The 26,461-nt window shown below is 60.7% G+C and carries 21 protein-coding genes; 10 read left to right on the top strand and 11 right to left on the bottom strand.

Annotation, left to right across the window (positions count from 1 at the left end; translation table 11 throughout):
* Window positions 1–7: 7 nt before the first annotated feature.
* Window positions 8–1,627, top strand: coding sequence for an ABC transporter ATP-binding protein (locus AB3N21_RS05745; protein WP_367934308.1), 1,620 nt, complete (start codon window positions 8–10; stop codon window positions 1,625–1,627).
* 95 nt (window positions 1,628–1,722) lie between these two features.
* Here AB3N21_RS05745 and AB3N21_RS05740 read toward each other — a convergent pair whose 3' ends face one another.
* Window positions 1,723–3,030, bottom strand: a complete 1,308-nt coding sequence (locus AB3N21_RS05740) for an NAD(P)/FAD-dependent oxidoreductase (protein WP_367934307.1) — start codon at window positions 3,028–3,030, stop codon at window positions 1,723–1,725.
* Between the two features lie 48 nt (window positions 3,031–3,078).
* Window positions 3,079–3,867 (bottom strand): IclR family transcriptional regulator, encoded by a 789-nt coding sequence (locus tag AB3N21_RS05735; RefSeq protein ID WP_367934306.1) that lies wholly within the window; start codon window positions 3,865–3,867, stop codon window positions 3,079–3,081.
* Window positions 3,868–4,140: 273 nt separating this feature from the next.
* Here AB3N21_RS05735 and AB3N21_RS05730 point away from each other — a divergent pair, with 273 nt between their 5' ends.
* The 3 genes from AB3N21_RS05730 (at window position 4,141) to AB3N21_RS05720 (ending at window position 7,319) form a co-directional block, all read left to right on the top strand.
* Entirely contained in the window at window positions 4,141–5,142 is a 1,002-nt protein-coding gene (locus AB3N21_RS05730; protein WP_171173300.1) for an ABC transporter substrate-binding protein, read from the top strand.
* Window positions 5,143–5,247: 105 nt separating this feature from the next.
* On the top strand, window positions 5,248–6,054 hold the full coding sequence (locus AB3N21_RS05725) for a taurine ABC transporter ATP-binding protein (RefSeq protein ID WP_171173299.1): 807 nt from the start codon (window positions 5,248–5,250) through the stop codon (window positions 6,052–6,054).
* On the top strand, window positions 6,051–7,319 hold the full coding sequence (locus AB3N21_RS05720) for an ABC transporter permease subunit (protein ID WP_367934305.1): 1,269 nt from the start codon (window positions 6,051–6,053) through the stop codon (window positions 7,317–7,319). Before AB3N21_RS05725 ends, AB3N21_RS05720 begins: the two co-directional genes overlap by 4 nt.
* A 49-nt stretch (window positions 7,320–7,368) precedes the next feature.
* Here the strand turns inward: AB3N21_RS05720 and hisD are convergent, their stop codons facing one another.
* Window positions 7,369–8,658 carry a histidinol dehydrogenase gene (gene hisD, locus AB3N21_RS05715; protein WP_367934304.1) on the bottom strand — a complete coding sequence of 430 codons (1,290 nt, stop codon included), beginning with the start codon at window positions 8,656–8,658 and terminating at the stop codon, window positions 7,369–7,371.
* 33 nt (window positions 8,659–8,691) lie between these two features.
* Window positions 8,692–11,127 carry an FAD-dependent oxidoreductase gene (locus tag AB3N21_RS05710; protein WP_367934303.1) on the bottom strand — a complete coding sequence of 812 codons (2,436 nt, stop codon included), beginning with the start codon at window positions 11,125–11,127 and terminating at the stop codon, window positions 8,692–8,694.
* A gap of 186 nt (window positions 11,128–11,313) precedes the next feature.
* Between AB3N21_RS05710 and AB3N21_RS05705 the strand changes: the two genes are divergently transcribed.
* Window positions 11,314–12,840, top strand: coding sequence for a trimethylamine methyltransferase family protein (locus tag AB3N21_RS05705; RefSeq protein ID WP_367934302.1), 1,527 nt, complete (start codon window positions 11,314–11,316; stop codon window positions 12,838–12,840).
* A gap of 6 nt (window positions 12,841–12,846) precedes the next feature.
* Here the strand turns inward: AB3N21_RS05705 and AB3N21_RS05700 are convergent, their stop codons facing one another.
* From AB3N21_RS05700 to nhaC, 3 genes are all read right to left on the bottom strand, one after another.
* Entirely contained in the window at window positions 12,847–13,809 is a 963-nt protein-coding gene (locus AB3N21_RS05700) for a LysR family transcriptional regulator (protein ID WP_367934301.1), read from the bottom strand.
* Between the two features lie 183 nt (window positions 13,810–13,992).
* Window positions 13,993–15,024, bottom strand: coding sequence for a GlxA family transcriptional regulator (locus AB3N21_RS05695; RefSeq protein ID WP_367934300.1), 1,032 nt, complete (start codon window positions 15,022–15,024; stop codon window positions 13,993–13,995).
* A gap of 79 nt (window positions 15,025–15,103) precedes the next feature.
* On the bottom strand, window positions 15,104–16,576 hold the full coding sequence (gene nhaC, locus AB3N21_RS05690) for a Na+/H+ antiporter NhaC (protein WP_367934299.1): 1,473 nt from the start codon (window positions 16,574–16,576) through the stop codon (window positions 15,104–15,106).
* Between the two features lie 263 nt (window positions 16,577–16,839).
* Here nhaC and AB3N21_RS05685 point away from each other — a divergent pair, with 263 nt between their 5' ends.
* From AB3N21_RS05685 to AB3N21_RS05675, 3 genes are all read left to right on the top strand, one after another.
* Window positions 16,840–17,610, top strand: a complete 771-nt coding sequence (locus tag AB3N21_RS05685) for an IclR family transcriptional regulator (protein ID WP_367934298.1) — start codon at window positions 16,840–16,842, stop codon at window positions 17,608–17,610.
* 78 nt (window positions 17,611–17,688) lie between these two features.
* Window positions 17,689–19,089 (top strand): selenium-binding protein SBP56-related protein, encoded by a 1,401-nt coding sequence (locus AB3N21_RS05680; RefSeq protein ID WP_367934297.1) that lies wholly within the window; start codon window positions 17,689–17,691, stop codon window positions 19,087–19,089.
* Window positions 19,090–19,761 carry a hypothetical protein gene (locus AB3N21_RS05675; protein ID WP_367934296.1) on the top strand — a complete coding sequence of 224 codons (672 nt, stop codon included), beginning with the start codon at window positions 19,090–19,092 and terminating at the stop codon, window positions 19,759–19,761.
* Window positions 19,762–19,764: 3 nt separating this feature from the next.
* On the opposite strand, the gene AB3N21_RS05670 is transcribed toward AB3N21_RS05675, so the two are convergent.
* From AB3N21_RS05670 to iolD, 4 genes are read right to left on the bottom strand one after another with little or no spacing between them, the layout of a single operon-like run.
* Entirely contained in the window at window positions 19,765–20,595 is an 831-nt protein-coding gene (locus AB3N21_RS05670) for a class II fructose-bisphosphate aldolase (RefSeq protein ID WP_367934295.1), read from the bottom strand.
* A complete protein-coding gene (locus AB3N21_RS05665; protein WP_367934294.1) occupies window positions 20,592–21,434 on the bottom strand; it encodes a 5-deoxy-glucuronate isomerase in 843 nt (280 codons plus the stop codon). Before AB3N21_RS05665 ends, AB3N21_RS05670 begins: the two co-directional genes overlap by 4 nt.
* A gap of 14 nt (window positions 21,435–21,448) precedes the next feature.
* Window positions 21,449–22,429: a 5-dehydro-2-deoxygluconokinase gene (gene iolC, locus AB3N21_RS05660; RefSeq protein WP_367934293.1), complete on the bottom strand. Its 981-nt coding sequence runs from the start codon at window positions 22,427–22,429 to the stop codon at window positions 21,449–21,451.
* Entirely contained in the window at window positions 22,429–24,294 is a 1,866-nt protein-coding gene (iolD, locus tag AB3N21_RS05655; RefSeq protein WP_367934292.1) for a 3D-(3,5/4)-trihydroxycyclohexane-1,2-dione acylhydrolase (decyclizing), read from the bottom strand. Before iolD ends, iolC begins: the two co-directional genes overlap by 1 nt.
* 121 nt (window positions 24,295–24,415) lie before the next feature.
* Here iolD and AB3N21_RS05650 point away from each other — a divergent pair, with 121 nt between their 5' ends.
* Window positions 24,416–25,519 (top strand): Gfo/Idh/MocA family protein, encoded by a 1,104-nt coding sequence (locus AB3N21_RS05650; protein ID WP_367934291.1) that lies wholly within the window; start codon window positions 24,416–24,418, stop codon window positions 25,517–25,519.
* Between the two features lie 42 nt (window positions 25,520–25,561).
* Window positions 25,562–26,455, top strand: coding sequence for a TIM barrel protein (locus tag AB3N21_RS05645; RefSeq protein ID WP_367934290.1), 894 nt, complete (start codon window positions 25,562–25,564; stop codon window positions 26,453–26,455).
* Window positions 26,456–26,461 lie beyond the last annotated feature (6 nt).

The raw sequence follows: 26,461 nt of genomic DNA, 5'->3' as shown, positions 1-26,461 counted from the left end.
GAGTGACATGACCAGCGAACGCGTACTTGAGATCGACGATATCCACGTCACCTTCGATACCCCCGACGGGGCGATCGAGGCGGTCAAAGGCGTCTCGATCCATGTGGATCGCGGCGAGACCGTGGCCGTCGTGGGCGAAAGCGGCTCGGGCAAGAGCCAGATCATGATGTCGGCGATGGGCTTGCTGGCCTCGAACGGGCAAGCGACCGGGTCAGTCCGCTATCGTGGCGAGGAAATCCTGAATCTGCCGGTCAAGAAGCTCAACAAGATCCGTGGCGCCAAGATCACCATGATCTTTCAGGAGCCGATGACGTCGCTCGATCCGCTCTACACCATCGAGGATCAGCTCTCAGAGCCGCTGATCGTGCATGGCGGCAAGTCGAGGGCCGAGGCAAAGGCGCGGGTGCTGGAACTGCTGAAACTGGTCAAGATTCCCGAGCCGGAAAGGCGGATGAAATCCTACCCGTATGAGCTGTCGGGCGGGCAGCGTCAGCGTGTGATGATCGCGATGGCGCTGGCCAACGACCCCGATCTGCTGATCGCGGACGAGCCGACCACGGCGCTGGACGTGACCATTCAGGCCGAGATCCTGCACCTGCTCGCCGATCTGCAAAAGCGGCTGGGCATGTCGATCCTGTTCATCACCCACGATCTGGGCATCGTCGAGGCCTTTGCCGACCGCGTTTACGTGATGCGGCAGGGCAAGCTGGAGGAAGAGGGCAAAACCGCCAAGATCTTCGACACTCCGGCAACCGACTACACCCGGATGCTGCTCGACGCCGAACCTTCGGGCGAAAAACCTGCACCGGCTAGCAATGCCGAGGTGATGCTGGAAGGTTATGGCGTCAAGGTCACCTTCGGCCAGCCCGCCGGGTTCCTGCGCAAGGACACGCAATTCACCGCCGTCAACGGCATCGATGTGGCGCTGCGGCGCGAGCAGACCATCGGCATCGTCGGTGAAAGCGGTTCGGGCAAATCCACGCTGGGCCGGGCGTTGTTGCAATTGCTGCCGTCCGAGGGTCGGGTGGTCTATCTGGGCCAGAACATCGCCGGACTGGACCGCGCCGGGATGCGGCCCTACCGGGATGGGCTGCAGATGGTGTTTCAGGACCCCTATGGTTCACTCTCGCCGCGCATGACTGTTAGCGAGATCATCGCCGAGGGGCTACAGGTGCACGAACCGGGCCTGTCGCGCAAGGAATATGCCGAGCGCGCGGCACAAGCGTTGCAGGATGTGGGGCTCGACCGGTCCATGCGCAACCGGTTCCCGCACGAGTTCTCGGGCGGCCAGCGCCAGCGCATCGCCATCGCCCGCGCGGTGGTGCTGCGGCCCAAGGTGATCGTGCTGGATGAGCCGACCTCGGCGCTCGACCGTTCGGTGCAGAAACAGGTGATCGAGCTGTTGCGGCGTCTTCAGACCGAACATTCGCTGTCCTACCTGTTCATCAGCCACGATCTGGCCGTCGTGCGGGCGCTGTCGGATTACGTGATGGTGATGAAAGAGGGTGTGGTGGTCGAAGAGGGCGCCACAGGTCAGGTGTTCGACGCGCCACAACAGGAATACACCCGCGACCTGATGCGCGCCGCATTCGATCTGCGAGGCATTCTGCGCGAACGTTTGGCATGAAGTAAGAATCTGAATGGGTCCAAAATGGAGGACCCTTCCACCCCAGACTTGGGTTGGTCCAGTCTGGGGAACAGGGAGTTTTCAGGCGTACCAGCTCATGATCTGGTTTCAATCGCATCCAGAAGACGCATGAACCAGACTGCCGACCCTAGGCCCATCAGCTTGAAAGAGCGGTAGGGGATTGCCTTGATCGGCGCAGTTGGGAACGGCAGCGTGTCCCGTGCCGCACCCAGCACCCGTTCGGCCAACACTCGTCCCATCACATTGGACATGGCCACGCCACGGCCGTTGTACCCAAGGCCGATGACCAGACCTTTTTGCGGTTCGTGAAGGTGTGGCAAATGATCGTCGGTAATGGCGATCTGCCCGCCCCAACGGTGGGTCCAGGCTGCACCCTTGAGTTGCGGAAACACCCGCTCAGCGTCTCGCCTCAGCCAATCGAACCCGCCCAATTCACCATTTCCAAGGCGCTTGCCCAGCCCGCCATACACAATGCGATTATCCGGCTCGCGCCGGGCATACATGATCACCCGGCGGCTGTCCGAGATTGTGTGACCATCCGGCAGTATACTGTCGATCAAATCATCGGGCAGTGGAGCGGTTGCCATCTGGATCGGGGTCAGCGGGATGATGCTGCGGTCCAGCTTGGGCACAAGCGGTCCTGAGTATCCGTTGGTCGCCACGATCACGTTCCCTGACCTGATCGAGCCCCGGTCCGTCTGCACCTGCCACTGATTGTCCACCCGCTCCAAGGAGTGTGCCGTGGTTCGGCCAAAGATCCTTGCCCCTCGTTGCGCTGCCGCCTTGGCCAGGCCCTGCGCCAGCATCAATGGATGCACCGCTCCGCCACGCGGCGTGATCACCCCGTATTCGTAGGACTTGGTGCCGGAAACGCGATGCACGTCTTCGCCGCGCGCAACGGTCATCCCGGCACCAAAGCTGTTCCATTCCTTCACATCCGCCTCTGCCTTGCGCAGAGCGCGTTCGTTGTGCAGCGCTCGCAGCCATCCGTTTTGCCGGGCCTGGCACTCGATCTGATAGGTGTCGATCAGGGAAAACAACTCGTCTGCCGAATTCAGTGAGGCGTCGGTCAATCGCTCGAAATATGTTGCACCCAGCAACTGGTGCAGTTTTGCCGGCGAATTGAACGGCAGCATCGGATTGACCTGACCACCGTTCCGGCCAGACGCACCCCAGCCGACATCGCCGGTATCGATAACCGCGACGGACGTGCCGGCCTCGGCTAGGTGCAAGGCTGCGCGAAGGCCGGTGAAACCAGCCCCTATGATCGCCACGTCGGTCTGAAGATCCCGATCAAGTGGCGCGTTTACATCCGTGTTTTCAACGGCTTCTGCCCACAGGGACCCGGGCCAGTCAGGGGCGGCTTTGTCAGAAATGTCCATGACAGTCTCGCATTGCAGAACTGCTCTATTATCATGCAGGACACCGTGTCACATCGTCAACCCGGATTCACTTGGCACCGCGCCTCCGATCAACGTCGAAATATGGCGTGTGGCGTCCTGCAAGCGAGGGACCATCGCCAGCACCTTGTCCTTGCCCGCGCGCTCGGCCAACGCCCAGACTGACAGGCACGCAGCAACCTTGTTCTGCTCGTTCCAGATCGGAGACGCGATCCCGACGACGCCCGATATTTCCTCTTCGATCGCGGCGGCATATCCCCCTTCCAGAATCTCCGGGAATTGCTCCTCAAGCTCTTCCTGTGAGGTCTTGGTGAACTCGGTGAATTTCTCAAATCGAACCGAGGACAGCACCGCGTCCCTTTGCGCTCTGCTCATATGTGCCAAAAAAACCTTACCTGCGGCGGTGCAGTAGAGTGGCGCGTGATCCCCGGCGCGGGCCGCGAAACGGATGGAAACATAGTCGGACGTCCGCAGATACAGAACGGTGCTGCCGTCAAGCACCGACAGAACCACGTTCATGCCGGTCTCATCGCTCAGCCGTATCATCGGATCGGCTGCTGCCTGCTGCAAATCGGTCCGGTGCCAGGCCGCACGCGCCCACTCAAAGAACCGGGGGCCGGTGCGGTACCTGCGGCTTTCCTTTTCGTAGTCCACCATCCCTTCGCTCTGCAGGACTGCAAGAATCCGATGGCACGAGCTTTTGACGAACCCTGTCTGCGCAACGATTTCCGAGAAGGCCAGCGGTTGTCGCGAATGCGTCAGAACATCCATGACCAACGCGCATTTCGTCACAATCGAACTCTCGCTGGACCGACCCATGTGTGCCTTTCCTCTTGTTCTTGCAATGCAAACCGGGTCACCCGAAACTCGCAATCAAAGTAATGGGACGAGCTGAGTCGGCCTGGTCATACCGAGAAAACTGTTGACGCAAAGCAAAGCTGCTTAATACTCTCCTATTTCAGAACACTAGTTCTGTAAAGCGATAGATCGAAGCTGTCCCTGACGACCAAAGGCGCGTTCTGGCGCGCACCAACAAAACCGCAACCCGAACGGGTAGCTCATAAGAACAAACGAATCCAACCGGAGGAAATCATGAAAAAAGTTCTCGCAACCATTGCGGCCACCAGTGTGCTGGCCCTGTCCAGCCATGCCGCGCTGGCCCAGGATCTGGATGAAATCACCGTCGCCTATTTCCTGGAATGGCCCCTGCCCATGCTGGAATCCAAGGCCAATGGCGCCTATGACGAGGCACTGGGGCTCAAGGTGAACTGGGTGAGTTTCGAGACCGGCACCGCGATGAGTGCTGCCATGGCCTCGGGCGACGTGCAGATCGCAGTCAGCCAGGGCATTCCGCCCTTCGTTGTCGCGGCCTCTGCCGGGCAGGCAATTCAGGTGGTCGATGTGGCCGTGACCTATTCCGAGAACGACAACTGCGTTGTGCGGTCGGATCTGGAAATCGACAAAGAAACCGCGAGCGAGTTGGCCGGCAAGAAAGTGGCGGTACCGCTGGGCACCGCGGCGCATTATGGCTTTCTGCGGCAGATGGATCACTTCGGCGTCGACCTTGCAAGCCTAGAAGTGGTCGACATGGCCCCTCCCGAGGGTGCAGCGGCACTGTCCCAGGGCGCGGTTGATTTCGCCTGCGGCTATGGCGGCGGCCTGAGCCGGATGAAAGAGCATGGCAACGTGCTGTTGACCGGTGCCGAAAAGGAAGAACTGGGCATTCTGGTCTTTGACGTTACCTCGTCACCCGAAGCGTTCGTGTCGGAAAACCCCGATCTCGTCGCCAAGTTCCTTAGCGTGACAGCCGCAGCTAACGAGCGCTGGAACTCGGGCGCTGGCGGCGATGAGATGCTGGGTGTGATCGCCAAGGAATCGGGCATGGATCTGGAAGCCGCACGCGGCGCCATCGGCACGATGGGTTTCCCGAGCATAGGCGAGCAACTGTCCGAGAAGTGGCTGGGTGGCAACGTACAGACCTTCATGAAAGGTGTGGCGGATGTCTTCGTTTCGGCGGGCAGCATCGACGCCGCTTTGGGCAGCTATGAAAACTCGGTCAATGTCGAGCCGATGCAGATCGCTGGCGGCAGCTAATCTGATCGGGCAGACCCGATTTCGGTCAGGCCTGCCCACCACACTCAATAAAATGCGCGTGCGCATCCCGATGGTGGATGACGCCCCTCATGCAGAAAGAGGGACATGACAGGATTATCAATCGAAAAAATCTCCATGCGTTTCGACTTGCCGAACGGCACGTCGGTGCAAGCGCTCAAGGACGTTTCGCTACACCTCAAGGAAGGTGAGTTGATGAGCGTGCTGGGGCCGTCGGGCTGCGGCAAGACCACGCTGTTGAACATCGTGGCCGGGTTCCTTGCCCCGACCGAAGGGCAGATCGTGATGAATGGTCACACGGTCTCAGGCCCGGACGCCGAGCGCGGCATGGTGTTTCAACGGGGCGCGCTGTTCGAATGGATGAGCGTGCGGGAAAACGTCAGTTTCGGCCCTCGCATGAAAGGCCAGCGCGAAGCGCAATACGGCGCCGAGGTCGATCACCTGCTTGATATCGTGGGCCTGCAGGACTTTAAGGAGAAGGCAATCTATGAATTGTCGGGCGGCATGCAGCAGCGGGTGGCGCTGGCGCGTTGTCTTGCCAATGATCCCGATGTCATTCTCATGGACGAACCCTTGGGGGCGCTCGACGCGCTCACGCGCGAGAAGATGCAGTCGCTGGTGCTGAAGCTCTGGAAGGAGACCGGCAAGACCATCATCCTGATCACCCACTCGGTGGAAGAGGCGCTGCTGCTGGGTGAACGGCTGCTGGTCATGGCGCCGCGACCGGGCCGGATTCATAAGGAATACCGTCTACCCTTTGCGGATATGGGCGTTGGGCAGGATTTGCGCGACGTTAAGAAACACCCCGAATTTGCCACCAATCGCGAAGAAATCTTGGGCATGATCTGGGATATGGAAGAGGAAATCATGGGGCGCACGGAGGCAGCACAATGATCCCGATACTGATCTACGTTGCCATTTTCATCGCCGCCTTTTTCGCGGTAAAGCTGGTCACCGCCGGAACGCAGCGCCACGATTTCACCTCTCTCAAGACCGTGACGTTCGGGGACGAGAGCGCGGTGGTGTCCGACCGCAAGGCCTCGATCATCTCGATCGTTGCCATCTTCGTACTGTGGGGGGCGTTCACCGGATCGGCGCTTTTGCCCGGCTTTCTGCACGCGCCCGGCCCGTTTGTCGGCGAGGGGACTTTTACCTATACGGTAGAAACGTCGGATGGTGAGCGCGACGACGCGACGGTCACCGTTGTGGTGCATCCTGCGGACGCACCGGCGGATGCACCCGAGGTGGCGCCCGGCGACGGCTTTGCCAAGGATGACAGCGTGGCGATTGCCGCCTATCGCAGTCAACTGGCACGGCTGGACAAAAACGACGAGATTGGTCGCGGCGAAGGGGCCCGGATCGTCGCGGTGAACGGCGAGTCCATCGAGCCTGGTGGCGTCGTACAAACCGATTTCGCGCGGGTCGCGATGTCGCAGCGCGGTACGCTCAACATCGAGCCGGACAAAGGCTGGCAGATGGAACCGATCTGGCTACCGGCACCGGAAAACGTAGGAAGCCGCCTGGCCGAGATCATCACCGATGGCTTCCGCAATTACACACTGTGGGAACATCTGGGGTTCTCCCTCTTCCGGGTGATCGCCGGTTTTGTTCTTGGGTCGTTGGTCGGCATTCCGCTCGGCTATGCCATGGGTCTGTCCAACTGGTTCCGTGGCTGGTTTGACCCGATTGTCGAGTTCATGCGCCCTGTCCCGCCGCTCGCGCTGATCCCGCTGGTGATCATCTGGGCCGGGATCGGCGAAGGCGGCAAGATCATCCTGCTGTTCCTCGCAGCGCTCTGGATCATGGCCATTGCCGCACGATCAGGGGTGTCCGGCGTGAATATCTCGAAGGTGCACGCGGCCTACTCGCTGGGCGCTTCAAAATGGCAGCTGATGCGGCATGTCATCATCCCCAACAGCCTGCCCGAGATATTCACCGGTGCACGCGTGGCCATGGGCGTCTGCTGGGGCACGGTGGTGGCTGCCGAGCTTGTGGCGGCTGAGAAAGGCGCGGGCATGATGATCATGGTGGCGTCGAGGTTCCAGAACACCGATATCGTGATCATGGGGATCATCCTGATCGGCGTCATCGGCTTTGGCATCGACATCCTGATGCGGTGGGCCGAACGCGTTCTGGTGCCGTGGAAAGGCCGGAGTTGATCCATTTCTGACACCATCCCAACCGCGTTGCGTCGCGGTTGGGATGATTTTATTCACCTGCGGCCCTGACAGTGCGGTCCAATCGCATCTCGGCAGAGCGGGCGTGCCCCTCCATCCCTTCCACCCGGCTGATCCTTGCGGTCCGTAGCGCCAACTCGTGTGAGGCTTCGCGCGTGCATCGCTGCCAGGTGACGGTCTTGGTGAATTTGTGCACTGACAGCCCGCCCGTGTAACGTGCCGCCCGGCTGGTCGGCAGCACGTGGTTCGGTCCTGAGGTCTTGTCACCAAAGGACACGGTCGTCTCTTCGCCCAGAAACAGAGAGCCATAGGTGGTCAGGTTCGCCAGCCACCAGTCAAGATCCTCGGCCTGTACCTGCAGATGTTCCGGGGCATAGCGATTGACAACTTCCACCACCTCGCCCCGGCCGTCGCACAGGATGACCTCGGCCCGCTCCCGCCACGAGGTCTGTGCGACCGAGGCGTTTGGTTCGGGCAAAGCGCGACAAAGCTCAGGCGCCCGCGCCAGCACCCGCTCGGCCAGCGCGCGATCGGTGGTGACAAGCCAGACCGGGCTGTCCACACCATGCTCGGCCTGACCGATCAGATCCCAGGCCACGGTTTCGGGATCCGCCGTGTGATCGGCGATCACCAGGGAATCCGTGGGACCCGCGAACATGTCGATACCGACCTTACCGAACAGCATCCGCTTGGCCTCGGCCACATAGCTGTTGCCTGGGCCCACGAGAATGTCCGCCGGATAGGCGCCGAACAGGCCTTGGGCCATGGCAGCGATGCCCTGCACCCCGCCGAGGTTCAGGATCAGATCGGCGCCGCACAGGTCCATCGCATAGACGATAGCGTCGGGAATGCCCTTTTCAGGTCTGGGCGGCGAAACGGCGGTGATGTGAGATACCCCGGCAACTTTCGCAGTGGTGATCGTCATCAGTGCGCTGGCCACATGGCTGTAGCGCCCGCCGGGCACATAGCATCCGGCACTGGTCACAGGGATCTGTTTCTGACCGGCCACCAGCCCAGGCATCAGCTCTATCTCGCATTCAGCCATCGTGGCCTTTTGCGCCTCGGCAAAGCGGCGGATGTTGTCGTGGGCAAAGCGGATGTCGTCCTTGAATTGCCCGGGAACGCAGGCGCAGGCGGCCTGTCTTTCCTCATCGGACAGAACAATCGGGCCAGTCCACTTGTCCAGCGTTTCGGCATAGCGCCGGACGGCCTTCTCGCCATCGCGCTCGATGGCTGTCAGCATGATCGCCACCGTATCGCGGATATCGGCGCTTTCGGTAGTCGGACGCGGCTCGGCCTGTTTCAGATATGTGACCGCCATGTCATCTCTCGCTCTTGTCGCCGGTCTCGTCTGTCATGACCGGATACGCGTATGATCCGGATCGTAGGGGCAGAAGGGAATGACCGTTGCATGAATCAGATCGCCGCAGAGGTCCAGCTTCGACGTGCAGCCCTCGGCGGAATGTTCCAAGTCCACGAAGGCATAGGCCAGGTTCATCCCCGTGCGGTGCCCCCACTCGCCCGACGTAACGATGCCGATCACCTTCCCGTCCTGCATCAGGGACGCCCCCGCGTGGGCCGGGGCGTGGGTACAATCGACCTTGAGCGTGACCAGCTTGCGCCGCGGTCCATCGGCCATCCAACGTTCCAGCGCGGCTTTGCCGATGAAATCGCCCTTCTCCATGCGGACAAACCGGCCCAGCCCGGTCTCGAACGGGTCGAACTCGGTAGTCAGGTCAGCCTTCCAATGCAGAAACCCTTTCTCCATCCGCATGGACTCGACCGCGCGGGCGCCGAAGAGTTGCAATCCATGCGCCTCACTCGCCTCGCGCAGCGCCAGGTAGGCCGCGTAGAGCGAGGCGTTGGGCACATGGATTTCATAGGCCAGTTCACCGGAGAAGCTCACGCCCATCACCGTGGCCGGAGCGAAGCCGATGAAACACTCGCGGACGCTGAGCCAGGGGAAGGCCTCGCGCGACCAGTCGCCCCGCGCGCAGGCCGAGAGCACGCGGCGCGCCATTGGTCCCGCCAGCACGAGAATGGTCTGATCATTGGTCATGCTGCGGATCTGCACATCCTCGCCATCGCGCAGATGCTGGGTCAGCCAGTCCATGTCGTGATATTCGCTGGCCGCCGCCGACCCGTACCAGACCCGCTCAGGACCCCGGTCCGAGGCGGGCAGGTTGGCGATGGTTGCCTCACTCTTGACCATGCCGTGATGGTTCAGCAGGTAGCCCAGACCGACGCGCCCCTCGCGTTTGGTCACGTGACCGCAGAACATCCGGTCAAGGAAGCTGTGGCGATCCACCCCCGTGATCTCGAACCGGTTGAACCCGTTGACTTCGCACAGGCCTACATTTTCCTGAATGTTCTTCACCTCGGCGGCGACCACGTCGAAGGCATCATCGAAATCAAAGCTGAGCGCGGGATGGAAGTCGGGGGATGGCTTGATGTAGTCCACACGCTCCCACCCGTTGACCACCGTGAACTCGGCCCCTTCGGCGGCCAGAGCCGGGGTCAGCGGTGTGGTCTTGGCAGGCCGCCCAGCCGGACGGTGCTCGTGGGGAAAGTGAAAGCGGAATTCGTTCTGGTAGTCTTCGATGGCTTTCAGCGCGGTCAGTTCCACATTGGCGTGGCCAGCGAACCGGCGTGGGTCCAATACCCAGGTGTCGTAACACGCCTCGCCATGCACGATCTGCTGCGCCAGCAGCCAGCCATGGCCACCGCCCTCGCCCAGTCCCGCGCGCAGACCGATGATGCAGTAAGCGTTACGCTTGCCCGGAATCGGCCCCACGAGAGGCGCGCCGTCGATGGTGTAGGTGATCGGGCCATTGACCACAGTGTGAATCCCCACCTCGGTCAGCGCGGGCATGCGGGCAAAAGCGCCTTCCAGCACATCCGTGATCCGTTCAAGGTCGTCCGGGCACAGCGCATTGACGAAGTTCGGGTCGATCCCGTCCATGCCCCATGTCTTGCAGTTCTGCTCATAGAACCCGACCAGCAGGCCGTTTTTCTCCTGACGGCAATAGTAGTCGCTGATCGCGCAGCGGATCAGCGGCATCCGGTGGCCTGCCTCTTTGATGGCCGGGATCTCTTCGGTCAGGAAATACTGATGCTCCATCGAGGCGACGGGATGATGCACGCCCATCATCGCCCCCACCTCGTTCACCCGGTAACCACAGGCATTAACCACTACGTCGCAATCGATATCGCCATGCTCGGTATGCACCGTCCAAGTGTCGTCCTTGTGCTGGGTCAGCCCGACCACCGATGTGTTGCGATACACCTCAGCCCCGGCCTTGCGGGCGCGACGGGCCAGAGCCTGACACAGCTGCGCCGGGTCGATATCGCCATCCAGCGGGTCCCACAGCCCGCCCAGAAGGTTGTCGGTCGAGATCAGCGGGTGGCGGCGCGCGCATTCCTCAGCGTCGATCACCTCAAAATGTACATCCATCCCGCGCGCCATCGAGGCGAAATGGCGGTAGCCCTGCATCTGCGCCTCTGTGTTCGCAAGGCGAATACCCCCGTCGCCGTGGTGGTAGTTGATCGGATAATCCGAGTCCTCGGCCAGCTCCTTGTACAGGTTGATCGAATGCGTCTTCAGCCCCACCATCGTCTGGTTCATGCCGAAATTCGTCACCTGCGCCGCCGAGTGCCAGGTGGTGCCACTGGTCAGTTCGTTACGTTCGACCAGAACGACATCGACCCACCCCTCTTGCGTCAGGTGGTAGAGCGTCGAGCATCCGGCAATGCCGCCGCCGATGACGACGGCACGGGTACGGGATTTCATGAAAGCGCCTCCGGAACGTTTCTGACCGATACAGTCGGAACATGTTCCGACAGATCAACCGGGTGCCATCCATTTTCGAGATATTTGAAAGAAAAGTTGCAGATTTTCAGAAACTCACCTTCGGTTTACCACTATTCGTTCGAACTCCCTTAGGCTCGCGAAAAGGAAGCTGTGGAGAACCCAAGGATGGCCGATTTGCGCACGCAGCAGGGAAAACGGAGCGGTCGCCGCGAACGTCACGCACAGCGCGCGGCAAAGCCTGTCTTTGACCCCTGCCCGCCCGGGCAGATCGGTGGTGCGTATCGCCCTCTCAGCGAGCCCCACCTGAGACAGATCTACGACACCGCCCTGCGGCTGCTGGAGCATCTGGGCATGGGCGAGGTACCCGCCCGCTTGCAGCACGATCTGCTGCGGGCCGGGGCACGGGACAATGGCGCGGGGCGCCTGCTGTTTTCCCGCGCACTGGTCGAGGATGCCATCGACAAGGCCGCGAAGCGGTTCGTGCTGCATGGGCGCGATGAGAGTCGTTCGATCGAGGTTGGCGGCAACAAGGTCTATTTCGGAACCGGTGGGGCCGCCGTGCAGACACTCGACATGGAGACCGGCCTCTACCGCCCTTCGACCTTGGCCGATCTGCACGATTTCACCCGATTGCAGGACACGCTGGCCAATGTCAGCTGGTTCACCCGCTGCTGTGTCGCGACCGACGTGGCCGACCCCCTCGATCTGGATGTGAACACGGCCTATGCGCTGCTGAGAAACACCACCAAACCGACGGCAACTGCGTTCACGCTGGCCGAACATGTGGCGCCCATTGTCGAAATGTTCGACATCGCGGCAGGCGGCCCCGGTGAATTTGCGAAACGCCCCTTCGTCAAGGCCCATATCAGCCCGGTGATCTCGCCCATGCGATATGGTGAGGACGCGGTGGACGTGGTCTATGAATGCATACACCACAACATTCCGGTGTCCTGCATCACGGCGGCTCAGGCCGGCGCAACCGCCCCGGCGACGCTGGCGGGATTTCTGGCGCAATCGCTGGCCGAGACGCTGGCCAGTCTGGTGATGGTGCACGCGATCCGGCCCGGCTTTCCGATGGTGTTCTCGAACTGGCCACTGGTGATCGACCTGCGTACCGGGGCGTTTTCCGGCGGCAGCGGAGAGACGGCGGTGCTGAACGCGGCCTCGGCGCAGCTGTCGAACTGGCTGGGACTTCCCTCGGGGGTGGCGTGCTCGATGACCGACGCCAAGGCCATCGATGCGCAATACGGGATGGAAAAGGGCCTGACCTCGATGGCGGCGGCGCTGGCGGGCGGCAATCTGATCTATGAAAGCTCGGGCATGACCGCCTCGCTGCTGGGGGCGAGTTTCGAGGCGTTCGTGCTGGATGATGAGATGCATTCCCATACTTACCGCGCTCTGCGCGGCATCGAGGTGAGCGAGGACAATCTGGGCTATGACGCCATCTGCGAGGCGGTGCTGGGCGAGGGCCATTTTCTGGGTGGCGCCCATACACATGCAGCAATGGAGCGGGACTATTTCTATCCCAGCCTCGCCGACCGGGATGAGCCGCGTACATGGGCCGAGAACGGCGCGCCGGATGCCTGGTCGCGGGCCCGCGAGCGGGCACGGGAAATCTTGAGGACGCACCATCCAGCCTATCTGAGCGCGGATCAAGATCGCCGGATACGAGAGCGGTTCAACATTCTCTAGCCGGATTCAGTCGATCAGGCCAAAACTATCCCTCAACCACGGAATCTCCGAGTGAAACGGTCGCACCGCGTGCTCGGTGACCAGTTCGCGCAGCTTGGTATCGACCAGATCCAGCACTGAGCCGGAACAATCGGGCGTCGCCACCAGCGTCAGGGTGCGCGCAAAACTCTTGCCCGGAAACCGCCGCATGCTGAGCTGCGAGTGAAAGCGTTTGGCACGGGAATAGAGCAGCGGGGTCGAGATGGTCCACCCTACCCCAGCGGCCACCATCGCCATCAGGGTCAGATTATTGGCGCATTCGAACCGGGTGGGCAGCCTTATCCGCATCCGCCGCAGCTGCGATTCAATCTGGCGCGCGATCATCAACTGGCCGGAAAAGCGCAAGAATGGCAGTTCGGTCTTGCCTCGCATGACCTCTTGCACATCCAGATCGACGCTCTCGGGCATGATCAGCACAAACGGATCGCGCAGCAGGGGGCGGTCTTCCAGATCGTGCAGTCGGTCCAGGGGGCCGCTGGCAATGCCCACATCCAGCTGACGGTTACGCAGCATCTCCAGAATGCTGAGGCTGGCATCCGTATGATAGAGAAAGTCGCATTTTGGCATGGTTTCAGACAGATGCACCGCCAGTTCCGGCATGATGTCACCGTCGAAATCCTCGATTGTTCCGATGCGCAAATAACTGGCGTCCGCGACGTTTCCGGCCGAAGCCTCGGCCTTGGCCTTGCGAATGGCAAAGAGCGCGTCGTCAATATTACGCAGAAACACCCGCCCTGTCGGGGTCAGCACCATGGGCCGCCGCGCGTGGTCAAAAAGTGCAACGCCCAGATGCTCTTCGAGATTACTCAAATGGTGCGATACTGTGCTGACCGACAATCCCATTTCGTCAGCCGTTGCGTGCAGTGAACCCTTTTCGGCGCAGATCTGGAACAGTTCAAGCCACCTGAGGCTTAGCTCTTTTCGGGCCATCAGTCTGAACCACCTCTGGTAAACCCATGTATGCCGCCGCAGACAGTGTTTTTTGAGAGATCCAATATCAGGCCCCAGTTAACGAACGCAAATTTGCGGCAGCGTAACGCTATAAAGCCAATAAGATAAGGGGGCCGGAATCATACCTTTCTTAAAACGACACGGTACTTGGACAACACTGGATCATTCGCTTGCGTTGCCGTCCGGTTTGTCCGCCCAACTCTTACGAAAGGCGGACGGTGATTGCCCAAAGCGTTGCTTGAACCGGACGGTCAGCCGCGTCGCACTGCTGAACCCCGTTGCAGCGGCGATTTCCGCGACGGACATATCCGTCTCATTCAGCAGCGCATGCGCCCGTGCAACACGCAGCTCGATATAGAACTGAACCGGCGATGTGCCGACATAGCGCTGGAACAACCGCTCAAGTTGACGGCGCGAAATCTGCGCGTGTTCCGCGATCTCGGTGATATCCACCAGCTCTTCGATGGTTTCCTCCATGTATTGCATGGCGTTTATCAGATGCTGATTTCGGCTGCTCAGCGCCACCGAATACGCGGATTTCTGCGGCGCCTTGCGGTTGTTCGAGCGGAAGTGAATGCACATGTCGGACACGATCACGGCCAGATCATTGCCATGGTCGGTTTCGATCATGTCCAGCATCATGTCTATGGCCGCGTTTCCTCCGCCACAGGTCATCAAATCCCTGTCAATTTCGTAAAGGTTTGAGGTCGGCTCAAGCCCCGGAAAGAACTCGGAAAAAGAGGGCTGGTTTTCCCAGTGCAATGTGAACGTCCGATCCCGCAGCAACCCGGCCTTTGCCAGGGCGAAAGCACCCGTGCAAATCCCGCCGAAATGGCACCCGAACGTTCGCTGACGGCTGATCCAGGCCAGCACCTTGGGGTTGGCACTGTCGGACGGCTCGATCCCCGCACAGGCAAAGATCCTGCTGGATCTGGGCAGATTCCTGAGCTCGAAATCCGGCGTGATCTCAATCCCGTTCGAGCAGCGGACCGGTTGGCCATCCTCGGTAATCAGGAACCAGCGATAGAGTTCCTTGTTGGCGACCTGATTTGCGATCCGCAAAGGTTCGACAGCTGAGCTGAACGCGAGCATCGTCAGCTTGGGCAACAGAAGAAAGTAGATGTCCTTGGCGGGTCCGTCGTAATCGACGCGAAAACTGGCCGCACCTTTGGGAACAAAGCTTCGGGGCTCCATGGCGATATCCTATCAAAGATGCAGACGCTTTAGAACTCGGATGCGCCGGGGCGTGCCCCGCCCCGGCGTCAGAGCCCGTTCAGACGCCAAGCTCTGCAACCGGTTCCTCGCTTTCTTCCCACGTCCGCCGCTCTTCATCGCTGGCCTTGGGCGAAAACAGCCCGGTCATGGCATAGAAAACGCCGATCACCGGAGACATCCAGCAGGCAAATGCCAGCGGGATATAGAGCAGGTTCTCGAAACTCCCATCGCCTATACCGAGTGCCAGCGCGCTGATCACGAACGCGCCGCCCGCATTCCACGGGATCAGGGGCGAGACCAATGTGCCGCCCTCTTCGATTGCGCGTGACAGGTTCAGCGGCGAGTAACCGATGGCCCGGTAAACCGGCGCGTACATACGATCGGGCAGCGCGATGGAAAGGTACGGGTCGCCCGCAACGGTATTAGTAGCCACCGACGTCAAAATGGCCGAGGTCTGGATGCCGGCAAAGGTTTTCACGCGCGAGATAATCACCTCGATGATCGCCTGCAAACAGCCGGTCCGTTCCAGCGCACCACCAAACCCGAGGGCCAGCAGGACCAGAGAGATCGTCCACATCATCGACTGGATCCCACCCCGGTTCAACAGCGTGTCGATCTCGGAAACCCCGGTATCGATGGAATACCCGCTGTTGGCAAAGATGAACGTTTCATGCAGGCCCGCGCCCTGACAAACCATGGCCATGATGCCGCCGACGACGGCCCCGGCAAACAGCGAAGGGATCGGAGGCTGCTTCTTGACCGCAAGAGCGATGACCAGAAGGGCCGGGATCAGCATCAGGGGCGAAATCCAGAATTCGGCGGCCAGTGCCGAGGTGATCGCGTCAATGCGTTCGAACGAAACTTGCGAGGTGTCGATCAGCGTGAAACCAACCACGAAATAGATGGCCAGCGCGATCAGCATCGGCGGAACGGTCGTAGGCAGCATGTTGCGGATGTGGTCGAACAGATTGGTTCCGGTCACCGCAGGCGCCAGATTGGTCGTATCCGACAGGGGCGAGATCTTGTCACCAAAGAACGCACCAGACACGACGGCTCCGGCGGTCCAGTACATGGGAATGCCAAAACCCGCGCCGATACCCATCAGGGCCAGACCGACGGTGCCGACCGTGCCCCATGAGGTGCCGAGTGACACGGACACGATGGAGCACAGGATCATTCCGGCAGCCAGAAAGATCTCTGGCGACAGAATCTTGAGACCATAATAGATCAGCGTCGGCACGGTGCCGCTGGCGATCCAGATGCCGACGATCATGCCAACCGTGATCAGGATCGACACCGAGGGCAGTGAGATGTTGATGACGTGGAATACCCCCTCTTCGATATTGTTCCATCGGTGTCCGAGTCTCAGACCAACCAGACCGGTGATCGCGATGCCAATGGCAAGCGGAATGTGCGGCGTGAAATCTCCGAAATAAAACAGCTGGATGCCCAATACGAGCAGGGTCAGGACAATCGGCAGCAGGGCGATCCTCAGGCTGGGCTTGGCAACGGTTTCTTCGTTGGCGGACACGTGCGTTTCCTCCTTAAGCTGGACTTAGTGATGTCTTTGCAGGTGCCCTCAAACATCAGGTTTTGGAGGCGCGGACTCGCTGTCCCCACGCCGGATTGCTGCGCTTTTGCGACAGTGGAGGGCGATCGAGACTGAAACCGGACGGGCCTCTCTAGCCGCAACGGGGTGGCGTGGGTTTGCCTATCCAGCTTGCGCGGGGGATTTTTGTTGCTTTGGATGCCACGAAATCTCAATATATAAGAATATGTCTCATTACGTGGAGCATGATCTTTGTCATGCATCTTGATCGCCTGATTTCAATTCTGGAAGTCGTCGCGGTTGCCGGACGCCCGGTCTCGGCGAGTGAAATTCAGCGGGGCGTTGGTCTGCCCAAGCCCACGATCTATCGCTTGGTTCAAAGCTTGCAGGAGCAGCGATTGCTGGACTCGCCTGCACAGGACGGCAAAGTGGTGATCGGCGATCGCATTGTCCGCATCGCTTTGCTAGGTAAATCGGATGTCGACGTGCGTAAGGCGTCCGCCCCGCTGCTCAAGGCAGCTGCCCTGCAATTCAACGAAACCGTGTTTCTGGCTCGATTTCGCGAGGTTCAGGTAGAGATCATCCATGTCGAAACACCCGAAGACCCAGGCCGCGCCTATATCCATCCGGGCCTGGGCGTGCGTCCGATGCATGCTTGTTCGTGCTCCAAGGCCATTGCCGCCTTTGCCGAGCCCGAGTTTCAGGAGCGCATTCTGAACGACAGTCTCAAGCAATACACGGAACACACAAGAACGACACCGGATGCACTGCGCGCCGAGTTCGCCGAGATCGCAAAACGTGGATTTGCAGATTGCGATCAGGAAATCGACATTGGCATCGCCAGCGTCGCCGCACCGGTCTCGATCGGTAACATCGGCGCGATCTTCAGCGTGGGCGCAGTTGGCCCCATCCGGCGGTTCGGGGCGGAGTACCGCTCTGGGATCGGAAAGAAGCTGACCGCTCTGGCCGACAGGATCAGTGGTGCGATCCAGTTGTGCAATGTCGCGGAAGTATGAGGAGGACATGAGCAGATAACGCCCCGATTGGCTCGGCAAGAGGCCTCAGACGGGCGTGGATTCCAATGGGAGGACCATATGAACCTAAGACCTGACCCAACCTTTCACCCGACCGCTCAGCTCGCCATGCAGGCGCCGGTCGAGAATTACGGCTTTACGGTCATGCTCAGCCCCGATGGCGCGCAACCTGACGGCATCGCCGTGGTCGACCTCAATCCCAGCTCGGACAGCTACGGCCAGATCGTGCATCAGGTGATCATGCCCAATACCGGTGATGAGTTTCATCATTTTGGCTGGAATGCCTGTTCGTCCGCCCTATCGCCCTTGACCGGCCACGCGTTCCTTGAGCGCCGTTATCTGATCGTACCCGGCATCCGCTCATCCCGGATTTACATCATTGACGTCAAGGAACCGCTCGAGGCCAAGATCCATAAGATCATCGAACCCGAGGAGGTCTTTGCCAAAACCGGATATTCACGCCCGCACACCATCCATTGCGGCCCCGAAGGCATCTATGTCTCGACCCTTGGCGGCGGCGGCGCGGATGGTACCGACGGCCCGCCGGGTATCTTCATCATGGATTGCGAGACCTTCGACATCATCGGTCAGTATGAGATGGATCGCGGACCGCAGGACAAGCACTACGACTTCTGGTGGAACCTGCCGCAGGATTACATGGTCAGCTCGGAATGGGGTCTGCCGCCGCAATTCGAGGGCGGTCTGGTGGCCGAAGATCTGCTGAGCAACAAATATGGCCACTCGATCCACTTCTGGGACCTGCGCCGCCGCAAGAACATCCAGACCATCGATCTGGGTGAGAACCATCAGATGGCGCTGGAAATCCGGCCCGCACATGATCCCAAGAAATCCTATGGGTTCTGTGGCGTGGTCGTGGACACCACCAACCTGCAGGGCGCGATCTTCACCTGGTGGCGTGATGATGACGGGACATGGCAGGCCAAGAAAACCATCACCATCGACCCGCAGCCCGCCGACCCGGACGACCTGCCCGAATTGCTCAAAGGGTTTTCCGCCGTGCCGCCGCTTGTGACCGATATCGACCTGAGCCTGGACGACCGGTTTCTGTATGTCGCCTGCTGGGGCGTCGGAGAAATGCATCAATATGATGTCTCCGACCCTATGGCGCCCAAGCTGGTGGGCAAGGTCGAGATCGGCGGCATCGTGAAGGACACCAAACACCCCAACGGCAAGGATTTCGCCTATGGCCCGCAGATGGTCGAGGTTAGCCGCGACGGCAAACGCGTGTATTGGACCAACTCGCTCTACTCCACTTGGGACGATCAGTTCTATCCCGATGATGAGGGTGGGCAGATGGTCATGGCGCGGGTTGGCGATAACGGAGGCCTTGAGTTGGACCCCGATTTCTACATCGATTTCCCTGCGGGCTATCGCGGCCATCAGATCCGGCTTGAAGGCGGAGACTGCTCGACCGACAGTTTCTGCTACCCCAACGTCTGAATGGACGCTGAGCTAACTTCGACGGCGGCCCTTTGGTGGGCCGTCCTCATTTCGGGTGTCTATCATGGGGTCAATCCGGGCATGGGCTGGCCCCTCGCGGTTTCCGCCGGTCTGATGGAGGCCCGGCGGGGTGCGATGGCAAAGGCTCTGGCGGCGCTGGCCATCGGTCATCTGGTGGCGATGACCGCAATCCTGTTGCCGTTTTCGATGATGACGCTTCTGTTAGACTGGCAGTCCGAGATACGCATCGGTGCCGGCCTTCTGGTCGTGTCGATGGGGATCTATCTGCTGATCAACCGCAAACACCCCAGATTTCTCGCCCGCGTTCCCCCGTCACGGCTGGCGCTGTGGTCGTTTCTGGCTGCGATGGCGCATGGGGCAGGCCTGATGCTGGTGCCGATCTACCTAGGCCTGTGCGGTACTGACGTCGCTGATGCGGGACATCAGGCAGCGCAGCAACTGATGGGACAAAACATCCTGACCGCGCTGACCGTGGCCGGAGCACACACGCTGGCCATGACCTTCGCCGGCGGTGTGTTGGCAGTGATCATCTATCTTTGGCTGGGGCTCAGGTTCCTGTCGAAGACCTGGTTCAATCTGGATATCGTCTGGGCGCTCAGCCTGATTCTGGTCGGGGCATTCGGCATCTATTCCGCCCACATCGGCCACTAGGTGTTACCCGGATCGCAAAGATCGCAAGGCTTCACGCGCGGCGGCCACCATTGGGTCATGGGTCTCTTTCAAGATTTGCAGACGGTCAAATTGGTCCGGGTCCGCCTTTACTGCTGCACGCAAGGCGTCCCCAAACACCATCCTCATGTCGGTACCAATATTGAACTTGCAGATGTTTGTCGTCTTTGACAGCGTCCGACGTTCAGAGAGCGGCACGCCGGACCCTCCATGGATCACCAATGGGACTTCAGTTGCAGCTTCAATCGCGCGAATGCGGTCGAGATCGAGGCCATCCGATTTTTGTTGTTGCAGGTGAACGTTACCAACGGACACCGCCATCGCATCCACCCGGGTTTGCCGTGCGAACTGCCCTGCTTCCTGCGGATCGGTTCCGTCTGAGCTTTCACCATCGGCATAACCGACGAACCCAATCTCGCCCTCGCAGGACATCCCCGCGCTGTGCGCCAGTTCCGCAACCGTTGCGGTTTCCTCAATGTTCTGGTTCAGCGGAAGGCGCGAGCCATCGAACATGACCGAAGTAAAGCCGCAGTCCAGCGCCTCACGACATTCGTCGATCGAGTGGCCATGATCCAGATGGGCCACAACCGGAACGCTGGCCTGTTCGGCCAGCCAGGTGAACATCGCGCCCAGCACCGGCAGCGGTGTATGCGCGCGGCATGACGGGCCGGCCTGCAGGATTACCGGCACCTTCTCGGCCTCGGCCGCGGCCACATAGGCGCGCATATCCTCCCACCCGAGGGTCACGAACCCCGCCACCGCATAACCATCACGCAATGCGGGCTGCAGCACCTCGCGAAGCGTTGCGAGTGTCATTTGAACTTGGCGATCATGTCTTTGATGCCCGGGATCGTCTCGATCTGATAGGCATGGCTAGGCTGAAAATACTGCACCAAAGAGCGCTGGGTGAGCCCGCCGAGAATGGTGAAATAATACATCTCGTATCCCGGCAGAACTGCACAGGGATGATAGCCGTTGTCGATACAGATCGTCGAACCGTCGACGATATGATAGGCATCGCCCGGCTGGCCATCCTCGCGCTGCAGCATCTGCAGGCCGCTGCCATGATTGGGGCGGAAGCGGAAGTTGTAGGTCTCGTCATGGCGGGTTTCGTCCGGAAGACGGTTGGTGTCGTGCTTGTGGCTGGGGAAACCAGACCAGCCGCCCCGCCCCACGGTGAACAGCTCGCTCACCAACAGGCGGCCCACCTTGTCATGCTGTTTCTGCCCCAGAATGTGCTTAATCTTGCGGTGCGTCTTGGTGTCGTCCGAGCCGTATTGCACCAGATCAATCCCGTCGCTGCGCACGTCGAAAGGCTCCAGCACCTGATCGTATTTCGCCCCTGCCACGAATGTCTCGGTTTCGTCAGAGACGCATGAAATGATCACCTTGGCCCCCACGGGGATATAAACCCCCTCGGGCTCGCCATCCCACACATCCACACCGCGATTGCCGAGGTGGTCGAATGTCACGCCCTCAACCTCGACCCGGACGGTGCCGGTGGCGGGCACGATGCAGGTCTCATAGCCCGGCACCTGATATTCGAATGCCTCGCCCTTCTTCAGCTTAACGATATTGAAATAGTTCAGCGGCACCCGCGCGTCGTCTGCATCAACGATCGGAGCGTTCTTGTTGTCATATGGCGCGATATGCATTGCATGTCTCCTTTTCAAACCTGCGTGGGTCCGGGATGTGTGGCAAGGAAGTCATCGAGTTCGTCGGGTGTCGGCATGGCCGGAGCGCAGCCGACCCGGGACACCACGATCGAGGCGCAGGCCGACCCACGCAGAACGGCCTGTTCCAGATCGTGACCGGCGGCCAATGCGGCGATGAAACCGCCCATGAAACTGTCGCCCGCACCGGTAGGCTTCAGCGCATCGACCGCGTAGATGCCGGTGCGGAACTCCTGCCCGCCGCTGATCGTGATCGCACCCTTTTCACCCATCTTGTAGACGATGATCCGGCTGCCGGTCTGCGCAAGCGCCCGGGCCTTGCCCAAACCCTGATCGTAAGCCCCGGCCATGAAGCCGAACTCCACGTCATTGCCGATGATGATGTCGCACAGCTCCGCCGCGCGGGAATAGGTGTCAGAGGCAACCTCGGCAGAGGGCCAGCTATAGGGGCGGTAATCCACGTCGAAGATCAGCGGCAAGCCGGCGGCCTTGGCCAGTTCGAACGCCCGGAACGCGGCGGAGCGTGAAGGTTCTGCGGCCAGCACAGTGCCGGTGGTGATCAGGGCGCTGTAGGCGGAGTAATCCACCGCCTCGACATCAGCCATGCTCATCTCGAAATCGGCGGCTCCGTTGCGGTAGATTACCGATTGCGTGTCCTCCAGCCGGGTTTCCACCACCGCCAGCGAGTTGCGGCACTCGCCACCCACGGCGCGCACATAGGACCGATCGATGCCGTATTTATCCAGCTCGTTCAGCGCGAACCGGCCAATGGCGTCGTCCGACACACAGGTGACCAGGACCGCCTGCCCGCCATGTTTTGCGATCGCCACGCCGATATTCGCAGACGACCCACCGAGGCAGGAGTAGAAGCCCTGCGCCTTTTCGACCTTCGCCCCAGGCGGATTGGCATAGAGGTCCATCCCCGCCCGCCCGAGGATGACAAAGCTGTTGCCGATGATCCGGTTCAGATCGGCCATCACACACCCCTGCGTTGCTTTGCGCGGCCCGCTTCCCAATCCTCGTGCGCTGTGCGGACCGAGTTGTTGTCGGTGACGTGTGGTGTGCCGACCTCCCACCAGGCGTGGCCCTGATCGGTCCAGCCTTCATAGGGATCGACCTGCATGCAGATGACATAGGTCTTGTCGCTGGCCTTGGCGCGATTGAATGCCTCTCCCAGTTCCGCCGGATTGGCGACGGTTTCGGCCTCGGCCCCCATAGCCCGTGCGTGACTTTCGAAATCCACTGCAAAGGGCGAGCTGACAGTTGGGCAGTCCTTGATCAGGTTGTTGAAACTGTCATTGCCGGTGTTGTTCTGCAGCTTGTTGATCACTGCAAAACCGCCATTATCCAGCACGAGAACGATCAGCTTTTTCCCTGTCAGAACAGAGGAGTATATGTCGGAGTTCATCAACAGATACGAGCCGTCGCCAGTGAACACGATAGTATCCTGATCCGGTTCCCGCTCGGATTGCGCAATCCGGGCACCCCAGCCGCCAGCGATCTCGTAACCCATGCACGAGAACCCGAACTCCACGTCCACCGTACCGATATCCAGAGTGCGCCAGTTGGCAGTGACTTCGGCGGGCAGCCCGCCTGCCGCAGCAACAATCCGGTCACGCGGCTCGCAAAGTGCGTTCACCACGCCAATGGCCTGCGCGTAGGAGTTCGGGCGGTTGCCATGCTCGACATTCTTCGCCACATAGGCATCCCACTCGGCGCGATGCGCCTTGGCGGTATCGACCCACTCGACGGGGGCCTTATACCCGGCGGCAGCCTCTCCCAATGCCAACAGGGACAATTTCGCATCGCCCACCACCGGCAGTGACCGGTGCTTGCCCGCATCGTACCGGCCTGCGTTGATCGAGATAAAACGGGCGCCCTTCGCGAACGCCGTCCATGACCCGGTGGTAAAGTCCTGTAGCCGGGTACCGACCGCCAGAATGACGTCCGCTTGTTCGGCAATGGCATTGGCGCTGTCCGAGCCGGTGACACCGATAGGCCCGATATTCAGCGGATGCGTGGCCACCATGTTGGCGCGGCCCGCGATGGTCTCGACCACCGGGATCTGGTGTACTTCAGCAAACGCCCTCAACTCCTTGACCGTGCGCGAATATTGCACGCCGCCGCCCGCGATGATCATCGGGCGTTTGGCTGTCCGCAGCAGGGCCGCCGCATCGGCAATCTCGGCCATGTCCGGGGCAGTACGGCGAATGCGGTGCACCTTCTTTTCGAAGAACACCTCCGGATAGTCATAAGTCCAGCCCTGCACGTCCTGCGGCAGGCCCAGAAAGGCCGGGCCGCAATCCGCCGGGTCCAGCAGCGTTGCCAGCGCGTTGGGCAGTGAATGCAGCACCTGCGCCGGATGGGTGATCCGGTCCCAGTACCGCGTTACCGAACGGAAGGCGTCGTTGGCGCCAAAGGTCGGGTCGTTGAAATTCTCCATCTGCTGCAACACCGGATCGGGCAGCCGGGTGATGAACCCGTCACCGCAGAGCATCAGCATCGGCAGGCGGTTGGCATGAGCCAGCGCCGCGCTGGTCACCAGGTTCAGCGTGCCGGGGCCGGCGCTGGCAGTGCAGAACATGAACCGTTGGCGCAACCATTGCTTGGCATAGGCGGCGGCCGCAAAGCCCATGCTCTGCTCGTTCTGGCCCCGATAGAGCGGCAGCGTGTCCTGAACGGCGTTCAGCGCCTCACCCAGGCAGGTCACGTTGCCATGCCCGAAGATGCCGAAGCCGCCACCGCAGACACGCATTTCCTGCCCGTCGATCTCGATGAACTGGTTGTTCAGATAGCGAATGATGGCTTGCGCCGTGGTCAGGCGGATTGTTGCGTCGCTCATGGTGGTACCTTTTTTCGCCGATGCCGGGCTGCCCCCGAGCTTTGCGTCTTGCGGATTTTCGAATCTGAGGATACAAATTTTGCAACCGGTTGCAAACCGATTTTCCGAACGGGATGGGATCATGGCTGAGATTGGCATCGGCATTGTCGGCGGCGGCTATATGGGCAAGGCGCATGCGGTGGCCATGTCCGCCGTCGGGGCGGTGTTCAACACTGCTCTGCGGCCCCGGCTTGAGATGGTGTGCGCCACGAATACGGCCTCTGCCGAACGCTATCGCGTGGCCTATGGCTTTGCCCGGGCGACAGATGACTGGCGGGCACTGGTCGAAGACCCTGCGGTCGAGGCCATCGTGATCGCGTCACCCCAATCCACCCATCGCGAGATTGCCGAGGCTGCCTTTACCCTGGAAAAACCGGTCCTGTGCGAAAAACCGATGGGCACATCGCTAGCCGATGCGCAGGCCATGGTTGCCGCAGCTGAAGCAAGCGGCGCAGTGAACATGGTCGCCTACAATTACATCCGCACTCCGGCCAGCCAGTATGCCCGCAAGCTGGTCGCCGAGGGCGAGATCGGTGATGTGACGTGGTTTCGCGGCGAACATACCGAGGATTTCTATTCAGACCCCGAGGCCCCCGCGACGTGGCGTACCGAGGGGCAGGCCAATGGCACCATCGGCGATCTGGCGCCGCATATCTTCAATGCCGCGCTGGCCTTGATCGGCCCTATCGACCGGTTGATTGCCGAAATCGAAACCGTTCACGCCACCCGCCCCGGCGGCACTGTTACCAATGACGATCAGGTGCAGATGATGTGCCGTTTTGGCAATGGCGCTATGGGCCAGTTGCATGCCAGCCGGATCGCGACGGGCCGCAAGATGGGCTATGCCTATGAGGTTACTGGGACCAAAGGCGCGATCCGCTTCGATCAGGAGGATCAGAATGCCATCTGGCTCTATCGTGCCGAGGGTCCCGAAGCCGAGCGGGGCTTTCGCAAGATCCTGACTGGGCCTGCGCATCCCGATTACCTGCCGTTCTGTCAGGGCCCGGGCCACGGCACCGGCTATCAGGACCAGATCATTATCGAGGCGCGCGATTTCCTGCGCGCCATCGAAACCAGAACCCCGGTCTGGCCCACTTTCAGGGATGGACTGGAGGTTGTCCGCATCGTTGAAACCGCCATCGCCTCGTCCAACTCGAAAAGTTGGCTCGACGTTGTGGCCTCCTGACCTTTCTGAAAAGCAACCCCTCCGGATAAGAGGTTTGAACAGATGACAATCCGCATTGGCAACGCGCCCTGTTCCTGGGGCGTGGAATTTGCAGACGATCCCCGCAACCCGACCTGGCAGACCGTTCTGAAGGAATGCGCCGAGGCCGGGTACACGGGGATCGAATTGGGCCCGGTCGGCTTTATGCCCGAGGACCCGGCAGTGCTGGCCGACGGGCTGGCCGAGCATGATCTGGAACTGATCGGCGGCGTGGTTTTCCGCCCTTTTCACGATCCGGATCAGTGGGGCGACGTGCTGGACGGCACGGTGCGCACTTGCAAGGCGCTGGTGGCGCACGGCGCGCAGCATCTGGTGTTGATCGACTCGATCTCGCCCCGCCGGGCCGCAACTGCCGGACGCGCCTCCGAGGCCGAGCAGATGGACAAAGCCGAATGGACCGCCTATCGCGACCGCATCGCGGAGAGTGCCCGCATCGGTGCCGAGGAATACGGACTGTCGGTGGGCATTCACGCCCATGCCGCCGGTTTCATGGATTTCGAGCCAGAGCTTGAGCGCCTGCTGGATGAAGTGGACGAAAAGATCCTGAAGATCTGTTTCGACACCGGTCATCACTCTTATGCCGGTTTCGATCCGGTAGCCTTCATGAAGCGGCATATCGATCGCATTTCCTACATGCATTTCAAGGATATCGATCCAAAAGTTAAGGCGGACGTGATCGCCAACCGCACGGATTTCTACGAGGCCTGCGGACAGGGCATCTTTTGCAACCTCGGCGACGGCGATGTGGACTTTCCCGCCGTACGCCAAGTGCTGATCGACGCTGGTTTCTCGGGTTGGTGCACGGTCGAGCAGGATTGCGACCCGACGCTGGATGTGCGCCCAGTGGACGACGCGCGAGCAAACCGGGAATATCTTGAATCCATCGGCTTCGTGTAGGGAGTT

Origin of the sequence: Ruegeria sp. (assembly GCF_040830605.1) — a bacterium.
Taxonomy (GTDB): domain Bacteria; phylum Pseudomonadota; class Alphaproteobacteria; order Rhodobacterales; family Rhodobacteraceae; genus Ruegeria.
Note: the sequence above shows the minus strand (reverse complement) of the source record. Positions and strands in the feature narration are given on the sequence as shown.

Coding starts and splice junctions, on each gene's coding strand:
- AB3N21_RS05745 (WP_367934308.1), top strand. CDS start 8: ATGACCAGCGAACGCGTACTTGAGATCGACGATATCCACGTCACCTTC.
- AB3N21_RS05740 (WP_367934307.1), bottom strand. CDS start 3,030: ATGGACATTTCTGACAAAGCCGCCCCTGACTGGCCCGGGTCCCTGTGG.
- AB3N21_RS05735 (WP_367934306.1), bottom strand. CDS start 3,867: ATGGGTCGGTCCAGCGAGAGTTCGATTGTGACGAAATGCGCGTTGGTC.
- AB3N21_RS05730 (WP_171173300.1), top strand. CDS start 4,141: ATGAAAAAAGTTCTCGCAACCATTGCGGCCACCAGTGTGCTGGCCCTG.
- AB3N21_RS05725 (WP_171173299.1), top strand. CDS start 5,248: ATGACAGGATTATCAATCGAAAAAATCTCCATGCGTTTCGACTTGCCG.
- AB3N21_RS05720 (WP_367934305.1), top strand. CDS start 6,051: ATGATCCCGATACTGATCTACGTTGCCATTTTCATCGCCGCCTTTTTC.
- hisD (WP_367934304.1), bottom strand. CDS start 8,658: ATGGCGGTCACATATCTGAAACAGGCCGAGCCGCGTCCGACTACCGAA.
- AB3N21_RS05710 (WP_367934303.1), bottom strand. CDS start 11,127: ATGAAATCCCGTACCCGTGCCGTCGTCATCGGCGGCGGCATTGCCGGA.
- AB3N21_RS05705 (WP_367934302.1), top strand. CDS start 11,314: ATGGCCGATTTGCGCACGCAGCAGGGAAAACGGAGCGGTCGCCGCGAA.
- AB3N21_RS05700 (WP_367934301.1), bottom strand. CDS start 13,809: ATGGCCCGAAAAGAGCTAAGCCTCAGGTGGCTTGAACTGTTCCAGATC.
- AB3N21_RS05695 (WP_367934300.1), bottom strand. CDS start 15,024: ATGGAGCCCCGAAGCTTTGTTCCCAAAGGTGCGGCCAGTTTTCGCGTC.
- AB3N21_RS05685 (WP_367934298.1), top strand. CDS start 16,840: ATGATCTTTGTCATGCATCTTGATCGCCTGATTTCAATTCTGGAAGTC.
- AB3N21_RS05680 (WP_367934297.1), top strand. CDS start 17,689: ATGAACCTAAGACCTGACCCAACCTTTCACCCGACCGCTCAGCTCGCC.
- AB3N21_RS05675 (WP_367934296.1), top strand. CDS start 19,090: ATGGACGCTGAGCTAACTTCGACGGCGGCCCTTTGGTGGGCCGTCCTC.
- AB3N21_RS05670 (WP_367934295.1), bottom strand. CDS start 20,595: ATGACACTCGCAACGCTTCGCGAGGTGCTGCAGCCCGCATTGCGTGAT.
- AB3N21_RS05665 (WP_367934294.1), bottom strand. CDS start 21,434: ATGCATATCGCGCCATATGACAACAAGAACGCTCCGATCGTTGATGCA.
- iolC (WP_367934293.1), bottom strand. CDS start 22,429: ATGGCCGATCTGAACCGGATCATCGGCAACAGCTTTGTCATCCTCGGG.
- iolD (WP_367934292.1), bottom strand. CDS start 24,294: ATGAGCGACGCAACAATCCGCCTGACCACGGCGCAAGCCATCATTCGC.
- AB3N21_RS05650 (WP_367934291.1), top strand. CDS start 24,416: ATGGCTGAGATTGGCATCGGCATTGTCGGCGGCGGCTATATGGGCAAG.
- AB3N21_RS05645 (WP_367934290.1), top strand. CDS start 25,562: ATGACAATCCGCATTGGCAACGCGCCCTGTTCCTGGGGCGTGGAATTT.